The sequence below is a fragment of the Pseudomonas sp. S2_B07 genome (assembly GCF_054668435.1).
This window is the reverse complement of the sequence record NZ_CP162769.1, coordinates 495,289-510,231: the sequence shown is the minus strand read 5'-3', so window position 1 is coordinate 510,231 and position 14,943 is coordinate 495,289. Positions and strand designations below refer to the sequence as shown.

14 protein-coding genes and 4 pseudogenes are annotated in these 14,943 nt (G+C 55.3%); 9 read left to right on the top strand and 9 right to left on the bottom strand.

Going from position 1 to position 14,943, the window contains the following annotated elements; all coding sequences use genetic code 11:
• The first annotated feature begins 41 nt into the window (after positions 1 to 41).
• Entirely contained in the window at positions 42 to 734 is a 693-nt protein-coding gene (locus AB4N43_RS02435) for a hypothetical protein (protein ID WP_460153046.1), read from the top strand.
• Here AB4N43_RS02435 and AB4N43_RS02430 read toward each other — a convergent pair.
• Positions 731 to 1,237 carry a DNA-binding protein gene (locus AB4N43_RS02430; RefSeq protein WP_460153044.1) on the bottom strand — a complete coding sequence of 169 codons (507 nt, stop codon included), beginning with the start codon at positions 1,235 to 1,237 and terminating at the stop codon, positions 731 to 733. The two genes, AB4N43_RS02435 and AB4N43_RS02430, sit on opposite strands and share 4 nt — an antisense overlap.
• Positions 1,238 to 1,615: 378 nt before the next feature.
• On the opposite strand from AB4N43_RS02430, the gene AB4N43_RS02425 reads away from it, so the two are divergent.
• Positions 1,616 to 2,050 (top strand): antitoxin Xre/MbcA/ParS toxin-binding domain-containing protein, encoded by a 435-nt coding sequence (locus AB4N43_RS02425; protein WP_460153042.1) that lies wholly within the window; start codon positions 1,616 to 1,618, stop codon positions 2,048 to 2,050.
• Positions 2,051 to 2,188: 138 nt separating this feature from the next.
• On the opposite strand, the gene AB4N43_RS02420 is transcribed toward AB4N43_RS02425, so the two are convergent.
• Positions 2,189 to 2,473: a helix-turn-helix domain-containing protein gene (locus AB4N43_RS02420; RefSeq protein ID WP_442115422.1), complete on the bottom strand. Its 285-nt coding sequence runs from the start codon at positions 2,471 to 2,473 to the stop codon at positions 2,189 to 2,191.
• A gap of 85 nt (positions 2,474 to 2,558) precedes the next feature.
• Here AB4N43_RS02420 and AB4N43_RS02415 point away from each other — a divergent pair, with 85 nt between their 5' ends.
• From AB4N43_RS02415 to AB4N43_RS02405, 3 genes are all read left to right on the top strand, one after another.
• Positions 2,559 to 3,086 carry a hypothetical protein gene (locus AB4N43_RS02415; RefSeq protein ID WP_460153040.1) on the top strand — a complete coding sequence of 176 codons (528 nt, stop codon included), beginning with the start codon at positions 2,559 to 2,561 and terminating at the stop codon, positions 3,084 to 3,086.
• Positions 3,087 to 3,171: 85 nt separating this feature from the next.
• Positions 3,172 to 3,378 (top strand): hypothetical protein, encoded by a 207-nt coding sequence (locus AB4N43_RS02410; RefSeq protein WP_460153038.1) that lies wholly within the window; start codon positions 3,172 to 3,174, stop codon positions 3,376 to 3,378.
• A gap of 29 nt (positions 3,379 to 3,407) precedes the next feature.
• The gene (locus AB4N43_RS02405; protein WP_460153036.1) at positions 3,408 to 4,229 is read left to right on the top strand and encodes an inositol monophosphatase family protein; all 822 of its coding nucleotides are present in this window, start codon (positions 3,408 to 3,410) and stop codon (positions 4,227 to 4,229) included.
• A gap of 407 nt (positions 4,230 to 4,636) precedes the next feature.
• Here AB4N43_RS02405 and AB4N43_RS02400 read toward each other — a convergent pair whose 3' ends face one another.
• Both AB4N43_RS02400 and AB4N43_RS02395 read right to left on the bottom strand, forming a co-directional pair.
• The gene (locus AB4N43_RS02400) at positions 4,637 to 5,461 is read right to left on the bottom strand and encodes a hypothetical protein (RefSeq protein ID WP_460153034.1); all 825 of its coding nucleotides are present in this window, start codon (positions 5,459 to 5,461) and stop codon (positions 4,637 to 4,639) included.
• Between the two features lie 424 nt (positions 5,462 to 5,885).
• Positions 5,886 to 7,025, bottom strand: a pseudogene (locus AB4N43_RS02395) (tyrosine-type recombinase/integrase).
• A gap of 77 nt (positions 7,026 to 7,102) precedes the next feature.
• Here AB4N43_RS02395 and AB4N43_RS02390 point away from each other — a divergent pair.
• Both AB4N43_RS02390 and AB4N43_RS02385 read left to right on the top strand, forming a co-directional pair.
• A pseudogene (locus tag AB4N43_RS02390) lies at positions 7,103 to 7,971 on the top strand (DNA-binding protein).
• Between the two features lie 224 nt (positions 7,972 to 8,195).
• Positions 8,196 to 8,465, top strand: a pseudogene (locus AB4N43_RS02385) (L-threonine dehydrogenase); the annotation flags it as partial.
• A gap of 173 nt (positions 8,466 to 8,638) precedes the next feature.
• Here the strand turns inward: AB4N43_RS02385 and AB4N43_RS02380 are convergent.
• The 5 genes from AB4N43_RS02380 to napE are packed head-to-tail and all read right to left on the bottom strand — an operon-like array spanning position 8,639 to position 12,709.
• Positions 8,639 to 9,235, bottom strand: a complete 597-nt coding sequence (locus AB4N43_RS02380; protein WP_046027228.1) for a cytochrome c3 family protein — start codon at positions 9,233 to 9,235, stop codon at positions 8,639 to 8,641.
• 9 nt (positions 9,236 to 9,244) lie between these two features.
• Positions 9,245 to 9,730, bottom strand: a complete 486-nt coding sequence (locus AB4N43_RS02375) for a nitrate reductase cytochrome c-type subunit (protein ID WP_046027229.1) — start codon at positions 9,728 to 9,730, stop codon at positions 9,245 to 9,247.
• A gap of 11 nt (positions 9,731 to 9,741) precedes the next feature.
• On the bottom strand, positions 9,742 to 12,246 hold the full coding sequence (gene napA, locus AB4N43_RS02370; RefSeq protein ID WP_460153032.1) for a nitrate reductase catalytic subunit NapA: 2,505 nt from the start codon (positions 12,244 to 12,246) through the stop codon (positions 9,742 to 9,744).
• Positions 12,243 to 12,503 (bottom strand): chaperone NapD, encoded by a 261-nt coding sequence (locus AB4N43_RS02365; RefSeq protein WP_046027231.1) that lies wholly within the window; start codon positions 12,501 to 12,503, stop codon positions 12,243 to 12,245. Before AB4N43_RS02365 ends, napA begins: the two co-directional genes overlap by 4 nt.
• A 38-nt stretch (positions 12,504 to 12,541) precedes the next feature.
• Positions 12,542 to 12,709 carry a periplasmic nitrate reductase, NapE protein gene (gene napE / locus AB4N43_RS02360; protein ID WP_046027232.1) on the bottom strand — a complete coding sequence of 56 codons (168 nt, stop codon included), beginning with the start codon at positions 12,707 to 12,709 and terminating at the stop codon, positions 12,542 to 12,544.
• Positions 12,710 to 13,028: 319 nt separating this feature from the next.
• Here napE and AB4N43_RS02355 point away from each other — a divergent pair, with 319 nt between their 5' ends.
• Entirely contained in the window at positions 13,029 to 13,472 is a 444-nt protein-coding gene (locus AB4N43_RS02355) for a CopD family copper resistance protein (protein ID WP_046027234.1), read from the top strand.
• A gap of 116 nt (positions 13,473 to 13,588) precedes the next feature.
• Positions 13,589 to 14,931, top strand: a pseudogene (locus AB4N43_RS02350) (oxygen-independent coproporphyrinogen III oxidase).
• Positions 14,932 to 14,943 lie beyond the last annotated feature (12 nt).

Genomic DNA, 14,943 nt, shown 5'->3' with positions numbered 1-14,943 from the left:
CAGAATTGAATAGAACTTGGGAAAGATTTCTTGGAGGTTCAATGCCCAAAAAAGCCAGGTTGGCTACATTGCTAGAATTAGAGCCGGAACTATGTGAATTATTGGATCATCCGTTGTGGACTATTATGGCGGATGAGACCGATTTAGGAGATGTTTTTTCTATTCTAAAAAATAAATATTATCCTAAGAAATCATTTTTTTTATCTTCACTCGAAGACGATCTTGGCAAGATGCCGGCGCTGGATCGTATTGCGTTATTCATACTAATGATCCTGTCCGCCGCTGATCATCAATACGTTGTCTCTACGGTGACTAATTGGTTGGCCGACAGCTATGGTCAACTTAGACTTGAGACCGAATGGGTTTATTTGAGCAGTGCATTATCAAACTTAATGTTGTTAAGATTTGAAAGCATTCCTTGGTTTTCTTCTGCTGAGTTCAGGGCATCCAACAATGAATCAAACCATAAATTTTGGAACGCTATTTTTGATGATTACAGAAACAATCAGCGGGGCGACGGGGCCGGAGCATGGGCGCTATGGTGCAGTTCGGTATCTCGTTTGGATTGGCTGGAGAGGAAAATATACTTAGAGTATATAGGTGGCTCTACGACTTGCGACCCCGAAGAGAAAAGGATTGAGCGAATAACGACCTATAGAAAAGTGAGGGATCGTCGATATAAACTTAGTCGTAAAGCACGCAAGCTCTCAATTCATTCGCTGGTGCGCAGTTAAGTCTTGGCAGATTTATTTAGCAGTTCAGTAATCTGCTGCTGAAAAAATTGCAATGTACTTAAAAGATTTTGATACTTCATGTTTTCTTCCTTTAGCTCCACAAATATCCTAGTAATTTCTTCTATCACCTGAGGGTTCGAAGTGACAGCGCCCAACTTGTTAATGGTCTCTAGCAGGCGAACAAAGTCATTGCTCCGACCGGACGAGTCTGGGGCAGTGTTGAAATGAACCTCAGAAGTATTGAGCTTAGAGGTCATACGCGATTGTTCTAAAATGCTGTCTGTTTTTTTATCTTTCAAGGCTCGCAAATGTTTTACTATAGTTGTTTTTGACCCGTGATTACCCAGCTCCGCACGGATAGCATCCAAAGTTGGCTTGGCGCCATTCTCTTCTAGTCTGAATAAGGCTTGTTCAACCATCTTTTCACTAATAATGGGTCGCATGACTTCATCCACCGCCAGTCCAGGGAATATCTTACCATAAGCGCTCAGGGATGTGAGCAACAGCGGTTCTATGTAGGGATGATGCTTTCTTGGGGAGGAGTTACATCGTATAAATTAGGCCTCACATCACATTAGCGTCAACCTATTGCAGTACGCAGCTTAACGTCGTTCACTGCAATTCCCAATAGAAGAATCAGTGCTCGCCCCAACTACCATCGTACGCTTTAGTGTACTGTCAGTATGCTCTGGCTCACTATTTTGTACTTTAATGAAAACTGTTCGTTATTTTGTCAGTCTTGTACGATGGCTGGCCATTCACTTGATATCAACCTGGTGGATATTTTTTAAAATTGGTAGATCGCTTTCACTCCTGACCAGTTTTGGGGGATGCTAACAGGGTGATGCATACCCAGAAGTCGTCCTTATGTTGGAAGCACGATGAGAAACATCAATGGTTCTGTTTATCGGGCTCGCTTAGACACGTTGCTAATGATTCCTATGGATGCTTCCGATCAAGAGGTTCAAAGTCTGATCGAAGCTGGTTTCACGAGCGACCGTGTCTCCCTCCTTTTTGAACGCGGCATCATCAGCGCTACGGTGCGGGATCAAATTGTTCCGTTCAGAACGCTCAAGCGCAGGTTGGCACAAGGCAGTCGGCTCACTACCCTCGAGAGTGATCGCTTGTTTCGTTTTGTTCGCATCATTGCCATAGCTGAGGAAGTGTTCGGCGACCAGCAGAAAGCAAAACGCTGGCTTTCCACCTCCAAATCTCGCTTTTCGGGCAGGAGTCCATTCACGATGCTTTGCACCTTACCGGGCTCTCGTCTGGTTGAAGAAACATTGCTTCAGGCAGCAGAAGGTTTCACATTTTGATCTGCCACACCGCATCACTTATTGGGGTCGCAGTCTAGAGCGTCACGACGCCTCACCATGCGATATCACAGGGGAGCAATTGAGGGTGTGTGTCAACCAGGCGAGACGAGTGTCTTGTTTGTAGGCGGGGCGACGAAGTCACCCGCGAGGGCCCTCGTGGATCTCACGTCTGATACGTTCTACCAGCGAATCGAAATCAGTATCCGGGTCGAGGAGCAAGAAGCTCTCCACAAGGAGGGTAAGAGGATGCACGTTCATCCTTTGGGCAAGATCAGACGCTTTCTCCAACGTGACATTTTTAAGCCCCCGTTCCAGCGTGCTGAGGTAGGTCCTGCTACTGATTATTCCGAAGTCTTCTTGTGTTAATCCACGACGAAGTCGTGTGGTCCGTAATGCAGTGGCAAATGCCTCTTTGAGTTCCATTGTGTTCAATCCACAAAAGGAACGATGAGGCCTTTTGAAATCTATAGGGCTACAATCTATAGTGTTCATTTTCTTGGAGAGTCTTATGACCTCACTGCAAACTCGCTCCAGGCAGATAGCAAAAACGAGCAATGTAGATAGCTCATCAACCATGGTTTTGGTAGCTGTTGCCAATGTCATCCATCCGGAGCTAGGGGTCGAAATAGTCAAGCGCCAGTCCGGACAAAATCTAGTTGAGCTCTTTCTAGAGCTGGATCATCCAGATTCTGAAAAAGGCGTCGTTGGTATGGTGCTAGCGGTTCCCCCACAGCTAAATGGCTCGCTACAGTGGGTCGCGGAGACTGTGGTCGATTTCGCGCTAGTAAAACTACGAACTCCCGACAGACCTTGCTTGGAAACCTTCGCGTATCGCCTCGCGTCCAAAGATGTTTTCACAGACAACGAGAAGGTCGATCCTGCAGACGTCCTAGACTGGCATTCACTTTATGAAGTATGCACACCTGATGGCCCCGAGGCTGAGGAGTTGCTTGCCCACCAGACTTGGCTGTCCATTGTCGTCGGTCGATTGGTCAATGCGGTTAATCCTCCGGAGGAAACAGGCGCTTTTGAGTAGGCGACGCAATGTCGCCGCTGCGACTTGGCATTTGTTCCATCGACGATACTGGTAGGTCATACCGGATATTTACAGAGACGCGAAAATGAAAGGAAAACGTAAAATCAAAAACGCTAAGTGGCTTTTATTGATTCAAATTCAGGCGGAAGCCCGTCGCGTATACGCAAAACGACCGAAAAGAGCCTCCAATAGGTTCTTCGACTCTGTGTCGCTGCTTGTAATGGATGGCGAGCCGAGCGGAAGACTTGCCGGTGGGGCAGGTCCAGCGGCAGCTAAGGCAAGCATCAATTAATTATTTCGCTCTCCGGGAGCCAGCGACCCATGCTCAATTCGAACCTCGCAGATCTCCTTGCTCTGACCGTGGATGCTGTCGTGCATGCTGGAGAGTTACTCGTCGCAGAATGGGAGAGGTTAGGGGGACCGCGTGGAAAAGGGGACAAAGCACAAGTGGATGTGGAGATCGAAACCGTTCTGCGAAGCCACCTCTTGGACTTACTATGCTGTGACTTCTGGGGAGAAGAGACCGGGCACAGTCTCACAGGACATTCGTGGTGCTGGGTCGTTGATCCCAATGATGGTACCAGCGATTTCCTAAAAGGCCTGAAAGGTTCAGCCCTTTCGGTTGGGTTACTACATGATCGGATCCCAGTTTTGGGCGTGGTCTATGCGCCAGTCACGTTTGGTGGGGTACCTGACTGTATCGCTTGGGCTGAAGGGCTACCTAATGTCTTGCGCAACGGACACCCGGTTACAGCGAAACTTTCCGCCAAGACGTTGTCGAGCGATACATTGGTAATGGTCAGTTCCGCCGCAAAAAACAAACCAGCTATCAATCGCGAGCTATGCGCGCCGAGTGATTTTCTTGCTATGCCCTCAATTGCATACAGGCTCGCCAGAGTCGCCGCAGGTGATGGCGTTTGCGGCATGTCTCTATGGCCAGTTTCCGCGCATGACGTCGCAGCTGGGCATGCGCTCTTGATAGGAGCGGGTGGCGTCTTACTCGATGAGTGCGGCATACCTATAGAGTATGTTACAGAGGCAGATATGCATACAGTCTCGAAATACTGCTTCGGCGGTTCCGGACCAGCGTGTCAGGCGTTGCTGAAACGAGAGTGGAGTCGTATTTTCACTGAAAAGCGATGACTCTTGGCGATGGGAGGATCCCGGGGGGCTCCCGTACTGTTCGCGGGATAAGTGCGTGAACTCGGAATTGTTGAACTGCTCCTAACCTGGTTTGACAGCTTTAGGTCCATGCGTGCAAAACTATCGAAAGGCCGGATTTCCTTCTGAGGCGTTCAGTGGCTATTGGCAAGGAAGCTGCGAAGCACCTTCTAGCTGAGCTCGTGAAACGCAACCCATGGCTCACAACGTTAGGACCATTCGTTGGGCCGCTGCTATCCGGTGGTGCAGTGGCGTGGCTCGCCTATGACATTCAAAGCCCCGCATTTCGAAAGACCGAGCCCATATGCATGTACCTCGGCCTCGTAGCGCTACGCGACGGCCTTAAGCACCCAATCGAGGCCGCCCCGGACTTGTCATAATCGGTACGCTTATTCAGATTCTATAGCGCGATGCCGAACGATACTTGCGTCCGGGTTTCTTTCCGGTTTCTGCTCCCACGCTTTTAGCGGGTGTTTGTGCCGTGTTCTGAAGCCCTGCGGCCAGTTCCACCAAATCAACAGACAGCGTCCAAACCACGACTTTTCATCGGTCCATTTATCGATTTTCTTGAGCTCGGTTAGGTTCGCCACACCCTGTTCACGCTCTGTCCGCAAGGCGGGCGCGAAGGTTGTCCAAGCTTGGAGCCTGTTCGTATAACGATCTGGGATGTTGAGGGCACCAACGTTCTCCGCTCCGAAAAAACCGTCTACGACGTCAAGTCCCCTAGCAGGGCCACAAGGGTCCCAGAGCGTCAAACCAAAGGCCATGTAGAACTTGTTACGTTGGTGGCGGTCAGGCTCAGTTTTCGCATCAACAACAGAAAGCGATCCAGGATCAATGGAGTATTCCGGGATTTTTTTGCTTATTAACCAGGTGATCACGCACGCCATCAGGCTTGGGCCCAGGCCAATGCCGCGCTGCCCCATGATCAGTTGCCCGCTTGGCCCGAACTTGACCGATTTGGTGGCATGGCAGACGGTTACCGAAACTTGGCTGTGCCAACTGTGAAAGTCAGCCTTAAGAGCAGACTGATGAGTTGCCCGGGCTCGGAAGAATTCGTACTGCCCGGCCGGGCCGCCATCGAGGGCTGTCTGGACACGCTCAGTGATCACCGGAATTACGACGCGACCCACGCCATCATGGTACTCGAACACCATCAGGTGCTCCACCTGGCAAAATTTTTCCAGCCGAATTGAGGTTTGTTTGAGAGTCACGCAGTACATCCTTAGCCAAGGGTAAAAATAGGGTGATTCTATTTTGGCGAGTTTACCGCCAGTCGATTCGATCGAACCATCACAGGAAAACGCTTGGAGACCGGTAAAGGCTTGAGTTGGCAATGTTCAGCATCCATGTCGGAGTGAGCTGCATGGTGTTGAACTTGCTTATGGCGCGGCAGAGAGCGGGGCCTTCGCAGAGGAGGGGGACTGCGTGTCTTCCACGATTTAGGGCTTGTTGCTGCTCTCACATATCCGAACTGTGAAGACCTCGGCATTGTTGCCGTCCACCGACCGAAGTTGCCAGGCTCCGGATTACACACCACAGAAGCACCCGCCTTACAGTCGCTCCAGCAGCGGCCGGTGAAGAACTCGCCGGCTGCGTTTCCGGCAGCAGTTGAGACTAATTTGGTCTCTACACAGATCACGCAGGCGTGGTCATTAAACAGCGGTCGTCCATCGGTAGCGATGAGGGCACCGCTGTCGCTGGAACTGGAGTATTCAGCCGCTGTGTCGCACGACTGTCGAGCAAGGCGTCGGCCTGAAATAGCCCATCACCATGCCCACACTGCGGTACTCGGTCATGGCCATCACCTCGCCCAACGGCCTGCCCTGGCGACAGGCCTCGGTCCCAACCCCCGACCTCAAACTGTGCGCGGCCTAACCACCCTCTAACCCCGCCAGTTGAGCACGGCGCTGGACGATGCGCGCCACTTGATCTGCTGATAACCTGGTGGTGCCACCCTTGTACAGTCGGCGAAACAGCGGGCCGTATGCGGCCGGCGCCGCGCCCAGCCAGGCAGCAAGCTCCTGGGCCGCCGGCCCGCGCAACTGCTTCTCGCGGCGTGTGCCGCTGGTGTCGGTTTTGGTGGTGCCCAGGGTATAGAGCCACGTCTCAGCATCCAGTTTCCGCACATATCCAATTTGTAAACCCACCGCCTTCCAACGTCGCCGACCACCACCGCTCCAGGCCAGCAGGAGCAGGGCTCCGTCGCGAATGCCGGGCACTCCGTCGTCGCAGGTGGCCAGCAGCGCTTGCAGCGGCTCGAGTACGATCGCGTTTTTCTTACGCACTGCTACGCCCTGACGTGACTGGGCTTTACGTGCCTCCCGCAGCAATGTCTTCAGCGACGTGGCCTCGCATGGACTCTCCCACTCGTTAACCCTGTGCCATTTCTCCAGCACGGCCAAGCGGTGACTGACCGTGTTAAACGCCAGCGGCCCCATCTTGGCCTTGACCCGGGCGGTGACCAGCGCGGCGTCTATGCCCGGCGGCAACAGGTGCGCCCAACTGCCGTCCTCCAGCGGCCGGGCCAGGTGATCCAGCACGAATTGAATCGCCACTGCCGGCAGCAGCGGGGCATCGCCCAGTACCTGGCCATAACGCAGTTGCAGCCAGGCCGACCAGTAGGCGAGGGCGCTGCGGTAACTGCGTATTGGCCGCCGTGCCCGCGGCAATAAACGCCGCCGCCGCCGCTGCCTGGGTGTTTGCGGCCAGGCAATGCGGGTCTAACAGCGGCTCGTCGACCAGCGGCCACTGATCGGTAATATTGATTACGGTCATCGGACTGAAATTTCCGTCTTCGGAAATAACGGCGGATAACATTCAATTATCAGACCTAATATAGCCGGAGATCAGCCATGGCAGTAGGGGTGCCGGAACACGACGTATTTGCCGCGGCGGACGCGGTGTTGGCGCGTGGCGAACGGCCGACGGTGGAGCGCGTACGCCTGGAGTTGGGCCGCGGCAGCCCGGCGCGGGTCGGCGGGCTGCTCGATCAATGGTGGGCGCGCCTCGCAGAACGGCTGAGCTAGCAGAGTCGTCTGCCAGCAATTCCTAGCGAGGTGTCGCAGGCCCTTGTCGCCGTGTGGCAACAGGCGATTCAACTGGCGCAGGGCGTCGCCGAACAGGCGCTAGTGGAGCAACGTCAGGTGCTGATCGCAGAACACGAACGGGTGGCGGCGGTTGAGGACTAGGCGCGTCAGGACTCGGCGCAATTTCTCCAGCAGGCGGCGGATGCCTTGGCTGGGCGCCAGTCAGTGGAGATGCGCCTGGACGATTTGGAACTGCTGCCGTCCCCGCGCCAGTTGCAGATCGAGGATCTGCAACAGCAGCGCGAGAGCTTGTTGCGAGAGCGCCGTGAAGTTCAGCAGCACAACCAGACATTACAGCAGGATCTGCAGGCGCTGCGGCTCAAGACCGAGCAGGAGCGCATCGCGCAGGAGAGCTACGTGCGTGGAGTGAGGATCGCGCGCACCGCGGGGTAGACCGCGCCCGGGAGGAGGGCAAGGCTTCGGTGACTCACCTTAAGGAGGTCGGGCGACACGTGGAGCAGTTACAACGGCGGCTGGAGTCGATACAGACCGAACTCAGTTAATCTCGGCAATCGGCAGCAGCACAGCACGCCCGTGCCCAAACGCTGCAGCAGCAACTGACGCAGGTGCGTCAGGCTCCCGGTGCCAAACGTAAGCCGAGCACCAGAAAAACCAAGCCGAAGAGCGATCCCTGACAGATGATGGTGCCACTGCGATCAATATCGCGTGATGAGAACTACCTTATACAGAGCAAAGGCAGTCCAGCGCTTCTCCCGTCCAGGCTCCAAGACGTCCACGGACGCAAATTTGCAGAGCGCTCCTGGTCATAGGCAGCTTTGATTACTGCCAGTTGCGAAGAACTCTAATCGACAACCCAAAGCGGACCTTGTTGCTCTTGTGAAGGGTGTGACCGATTATTGCCCTGTGCGCCGCCAACGGCGGGCACATCAGTGATTACGAAGGCGTGGATCCCCTCGCTATCGAAGCCTATGTGTCGACTGCGGCAACGCCGAGCACCGATGCCTGTGCACTCAAGGTCGTGGAATTGATCTCGGCCAACCCGCGCATTGCCGTTGCCCTGGGTGACGACATGCCAGCCCGGGAAAATATGGCCTGCGCGCAATTTCTTGCCGGCATGGCTTTCAACACTGCTTCGCTGGGCTATGTCCACGCCATGGCGCACCAACTGTAGGGATTTTTTGCATCTCGGTAAGCTGAGATTTGTGTGGCTGAACGATTTAGTCAATCTATTGCATCGACTGGTTGAGTCCACAACCGATTGAGGTGATTCGCATACGAACGTTATCCATCCAGTTGCGAGCAGGACTTTAGGGAAGTTCCACGCTGCTCACCAGAAAATATTTACCAGCCTTTTACTCCACTCATATCCGGCAGCCTGTGAGCGATGCCCTTATGGCAGTCGATGCAGGTGGCCTCACCACTGGCCAATGACGTCGAGTGCATGGTCGCGGCCCGTTTTCCTTGGCGAGTGAAGTCCATGAATTCAAAGTTATGGCAGTTGCGGCATTCGCGAGAGTCGTTGGCCTTGAGCCTGGCCCACTCATGTTCGGCCAGTTCGCGGCGCAAGGTGAGGAACTTGTCGCGGGTATCGATGGTGCCGAAGATCTTGCCCCAGACTTCCTTCGACGCTTGCATCTTGCGCGCGATCTTGTGTGTCCATTCGTGAGGGACGTGGCAGTCCGGGCAACTGGCGCGCACACCGGAGCGGTTGGTGTAGTGAATCGTATCCTTCAACTCGACGAATACGTTGTCACGCATTTCATGGCAGGAAATGCAGAACTTCTCGGTATTGCTCAGCTCGAGCACAGTGTTGAAGCCACCCCAGAAAATGATCCCGGCAATAAAGCCCCCCAACGTCAGGAAACCGAGGCTGTAGTAGAGGCTCGGACGACGCAGGATGCCCCAGTAATCCTTGAGCAGGGCGAACAGTGCTTTCATGTTGCCTCCTCAGGGTTTCTGTTCGGCGTTGGCGTCGTCTTGCAGTATTTTGTCGATCGTCTCGAAGCTGTTTCCCACCAACGGCAGCACGTCTGCTTGCGGCACATGGCATTGGTTACAGAAGTACCGACGCGGTGATACCGCTGCCAGTGCCTGGCCGTCGCGGTCCATGTAGTGGGTGATGCTGATCATCGTCGCCTGGGTCCGCGCGCTATTGGCCCTGCTGTGACAGGACAGGCACTTGTTGCCGTTCTTGTCGATCTGATAGCCGCGGATAGTGTGGGGGATGGTCGGCGGCTGATCCGGGTAGTTGCGTTCGCGCTTGAGGTCCTTGTTTTCTTCGTCGGCGATGGGCGGGGCCGGCATGCTCTGGGTCAAGGTACCGCCGGGTCGGCGCCCGTCCGGCCCTGGCGCATCGAGCGGGTAACCGACTTCGGCAGCGATCACCACGCCCATCGCAGCGAGCAGGAGCAACGGCAGGATTCGAAAAGGCATGACAGTTCTCCTCAGGCCACGCTGACCAACTCGATTCGTATCGCGCATTTTTTGTAATCGGTCTGCTTGGAGATCGGATCGGTGGCATCCAGCGTGACTTTGTTGATCAGCTTGTTGGCATCGAAAAATGGTACGAACACCAAGCCTTGAGGCGGTTTATTACGCCCGCGGGTTTCGATGCGCGCGCGGATTTCCCCGCGCCGACTGATCAGCTTCACCTCGCTGCCGCGCCGCGCCTTCAAAGCCTTGGCATCTTCGGGGTGCATGTAGACCAGCGCGTCCGGCACCGCTTTGTACAGTTCCTCGACGCGCTGGGTCATGGTGCCGGTGTGCCAATGTTCGAGTACGCGTCCGGTGCTCAGCCAGAACGGGAAATCGGCGTCCGGTGCTTCGGCCGGCGGCTCGTAGGGGAGGGCGAAGATGATCGCCTTCTTGTCCGGGTAGCCGTAAAACTGCACTTCGCTGCCTTTCTCTACGTACGGGTCCAGCCCCTCGCGGTAACGCCAGCGGGTTTCCTTGCCGTCGACCACCGGCCAGCGTAGGCCCCGTTCGCTGTGGTAGCGGTCGAACGTGGCAAGATCGTGACCGTGGCCGCGACCGAACTGGGCGTATTCCTCAAACAAACCTTTTTGCAGATAGAAACCAAAGGCTTTGGCTTCATCGTTTTTGTATCCGGCTTCCAGTTGCTCGATCGGGAACTGATCAACCTGGCCGTTCTTGAACAGCACGTCGAACAGGGTTTTGCCCCTGTACTCAGGAGACTTGGCCAGTAATTCCGCGGGCCAGGTTTCATCGGTGGTGAAGCGCTTGGAAAACTCCAGCAACTGCCACAGGTCTGACTTGGCATCCCCTGGCGCGCTCACTAACTGGTGCCAGAATTGCGTACGCCGCTCGGCGTTTCCGAAGGCACCTTCCTTTTCCACCCACATGGCGCTGGGCAGGATCAGGTCGGCGGCTTGAGCGGAAACCGTAGGGTAGACATCCGAAACGATCACGAAATTTTCCGGGTTGCGCCAACCCGGCAGAACCTCCTGCATGATGTTCGGCCCCGCGTGCATATTATTGCTGGCCTGGGTCCAGTAGACGTTGAGTACGCCATCCTTGAGCATGCGGCTCTGTTCAACCGCGTGAAAACCAGGCTTCTCCTGAATGGTGCCGGCGGGCAGATTCCAGATTTTTTCGGCGATGGCGCGGTGTTTGGGGTTGGTCACGACCAAGTCGGCGGGCAAGCGGTGGGAAAACGTCCCGACCTCACGTGCCGTTCCGCAGGCCGATGGCTGGCCGGTCAACGAGAACGGGCTGTTGCCCGGCTCGCTGATTTTGCCGGTGAGCAGATGGATGTTGTAGATCAGGTTGTTGGCCCAGACGCCACGGGTGTGCTGGTTGAAACCCATGGTCCAGAACGACACGATTTTGCGTTTGGGGTCGGCATACAACTCGGCCAGGTTCTTGAGTCGCTGAGCCGGAACACCGGTCTCTTTGGCGGTTTTTTCCAAGGTGTAGGGTTTGACGAATGCTGCGTATTGTTCGAACGAGATGTCCGTCCAGGTGTTGGCTTTTGCGGCATTTTTCGCCTTCATTTCCCGCGGGTCATCCGGGCGCAGGCCGTAGCCGATGTCGTCGGCGCCCAGGGCAAACCGGGTGTGCTTACTGATGAAGTCCTGGTTCACCGCGCCGCTTTCAATGATGTGGTTGGCGATGTAGTTAAGGATCATCAGATCGGTTTGCGGCTTGAACACCATGGGAATGTCGGCCAGTTCGAAACTGCGGTGTTCGAAGGTCGACAGCACGGCGACTTTTACGTGAGGCTGGCTCAAGCGCCGATCGGTGACCCGGCTCCAGAGCACCGGGTGCATCTCGGCCATGTTCGAGCCCCAAAGCACGAAGGCGTCGGTGGCTTCGATGTCGTCGTAGCAACCCATCGGCTCATCCATGCCAAAGGTGCGCATAAAACCCATCACCGCCGAGGCCATGCAATGCCGCGCGTTGGGGTCGATGTTATTGCAGCGAAAGCCGCCCTTCATCAGCTTGTTGGCGGCATAACCTTCCCACACGGTCCATTGCCCGGAACCGAACATGCCGACCGACTCGGGGCCTTTGGCCTTCAGGGCTTCCTTGAATTTTGATTCCATGATGTCGAAGGCTTTCTCCCAACTGATCGGCTGGAATTCGCCCTGCTTGTCGTATTGACCGTTCTTCATGCGCAGCAGCGGTTGGGTCAGGCGGTCGACGCCGTACATGATCTTTGACAGAAAATAACCCTTCACGCAGTTCAGGCCACGGTTGACCTCGGCCTTGACGTCGCCATGGGTGGCGACCACCCGGTTATCCCGGGTCGCGACCATCACGCTGCAACCGGTGCCACAGAAACGGCAGGGCGCCTTGTTCCAGTCCAAGGTGACCATGTCTGCTTCGGTAATCAGGTTACTGGAGGAGGTCACAATCGGCAGACCGGCAGCAGCGGCAGCGATGGCGGCCGCCTGGGCCTTGACGAATGCTCGGCGGGACATGCTCATTCGATATCTCCTTCGGGCTCGAGGAGTTCGTGATAAATCAACGCGGCGTTGAGTACGCCCGGCAAGTTGTTGATCTGTTCAATGCGTTGAAGGATTTGGCTTTCGTGTAAGGCTTCAAGTACCACCACCAGTTTTCCCGCAGCACTTTCCTGATGCAGTTCCACACCGTCCAAAAGACGCAAGTTTGCTTTAACCGCGTCGAATAATTCAGGTCGGGCAAGTACCACAAGGCTGGCAATATGCAGGGCGTCGTCCATGTGCAAGCTCCAACAGGCTTTTAAGAAAAGGCTATTAGTCAGTTGGGTGGTCCCGGTGGGCCGTACAACATTTGGAAAAACCAGACGATGAAGCCGTAGCCGCCGACGATAGCGACCGATAGCAACGGAAAGAGGCAGACGACAAGAAAGAGAAACAGCCGGGTTTCCTTGCTGCGTTCAGGTTTGCGTTCTTCAGCCCATGACATTGGGGAATCTCCAGCCGAACCTTCGTTCATACTAGGTCACGATGTTTAGGCAGGCCGCCTATCAGGTATTTCTCTCGACCAACGGTAAAAACGATCGCTCCTGCGCGCTCGATAATAGTCCTGTCATGCTGAGTGATCGTCCCCCCTGGCTTGCCTCCCATGTTCTTCTGAACTGGATGATGCCGCCCGGTGAGTATGGGTTTTGTGGCTTTCTTGATCGATGTCAACCGTATGGATCGGACGGCTCTGTAGTCTCCAGAGACCGACATCCCGTGCGCTTGTGCCATAACGGGTTGCCTTGACTCAAGGCGAAACCACCATGATCTATCCGCTGATTCTGACCTTGCACCTGTTTGCCGCGCTGATCTTCATCGGCACGGTGTTCTTCGAAGTCCTGTTCCTGGAAAGCATCCGCAAACAGTTACCCGCCAGGGTGATGCTGCTGGTGGAGCAGGGCATCGGTCGCCGGGCTCGCTCGCTGATGCCGTGGGTGCTGCTGGTGTTGTTCGGTGCGGGGCTGGGCATGGTCTGGTTACGCTACTTGCCAGCCCTGGCCTCACCACTGACCTCATCGTTCGGCACACTGCTGGCGTTGAAAATCGCGGTGGCCGTGAGCGTGCTGCTGCATTTCCTCGGCGCCATGTTTTTGTTTAAAAGCGGGCGGATGAGCCCACGATACCTGCACTTCATCCATGGCAGCCTGTTCTGCCACATGGTCGTTATCGTGCTGCTGGCCAAGGGAATGTTTTACCTGACGTGGTAATCGGGGCTGACCGGTGGTCCGTTGTGCAGACACTTTGCTTGCGCTTGACGCAAATCAAGGAGCATTGATGGTTAAACCCGGAGACTGAAAGTCCGCAGCCAGTCTCGGAGACCGTCATGCTCGATTTATTTCACAGCCCAGGCGAGATCGCTCGGTGCGATCAAGGAGTGCTTGACCCTAACTGTCATGCCGACACGCAAAAATTTCATGACGGTATTGGCTCTCTGGACCTGCTTCGTGCACTGCGCGTCAGCCGCCAGAAGTGCCGTCCGCTGTCCCTGAACGTGCAACTGCCTTCCAGTCTCAAGCCGTCTTCATGTTCCCCGCGTGATATCGCTGGTGAGCACAACGGTATTGAGCAATATCTTCAGCATCTGGAACGTGAAATCGACCTCGTCGGTTGTCACCTCGGCGCGGAGCAACGGGTCGAGCAGTTTCATCTAGGGGTGGAACACCCACGCCTGCCCATCTGCAACGGTTGATGAGTCATCTGCGTGGCCGGTTCAATTTTCTCGAACACGAAGGCGGCGACTATAGCGTCGAGGTAGACCTTTACCACACCGACTGGTCGACCATGGGATTGCTGCGTGACCAGGGATTCAATCATGTGAGCATCGGCGTGCCGGATATCGACGCCGACTGTGACAGATCGGTGGCCTGCTACCAGAACCCAGCGCCGATCCAGTCGCTCATGGATGCCGCGCGCACCTTTGGTTTTCGATCCATCAACGTCGATCTGGGCTTCGGCCATGCCTGGCAGACGCCTGACAGTTTTGCGCTGAAGCTGGCGAGCATTATCGAGCTGGAGCCGGACCGGCTCATGGTGTTCGACTATGCCCGGCCACCACGGCGCTATCGGCCGGTGCTCGGTGACAAAGTCAGAGAGCTGTGCAGCAAGGACGATAAAGGCGCGATGCGCCAGATCTGTTTCGAAGAATTGCTTTGCGCGGGTTATCACTACATCGGTCTGGGGCAGTTTGTCCGGCCTGATGATGATCTGGCTGTCGCTCAGGAGCGAGGCCGGTTACGCCGTACCTGTGAGGGCTTCTCCCGTCATGGCTATTGCGATCATGTTGGATTTGGCTTGGGCGCCATCAGCCAGATCGACGATTTGTACACGCAAAACACCGACGAGATTGAACGCTATCAGCAGCAACTGGACATGCGGCAATTGCCGACGTGTCGAGGCTGGCGCTTCGAGGCGGGGGATCAGATCAAGCAAATGGTCATGGAGCGTCTGGCCTGTGATCAGGAGCTGGATATCCGCGCCATCGAGCGGCGCTATGGTCTGGTTTTTTCAAAGTACTTCTCCACCGTCTGGCCATTGCTGGAGCAATTGAGTCGGGACGGGTTGATCGAATTATCAGACCGTTTCATCAGCATCCTTCCCGCCGGTCGGCCGGAAGTGGATGCCATCTGCAACCTGTTTGAAAAGGATTTGGGCGGTGCGAAGCATTAACCCCATTGCGAG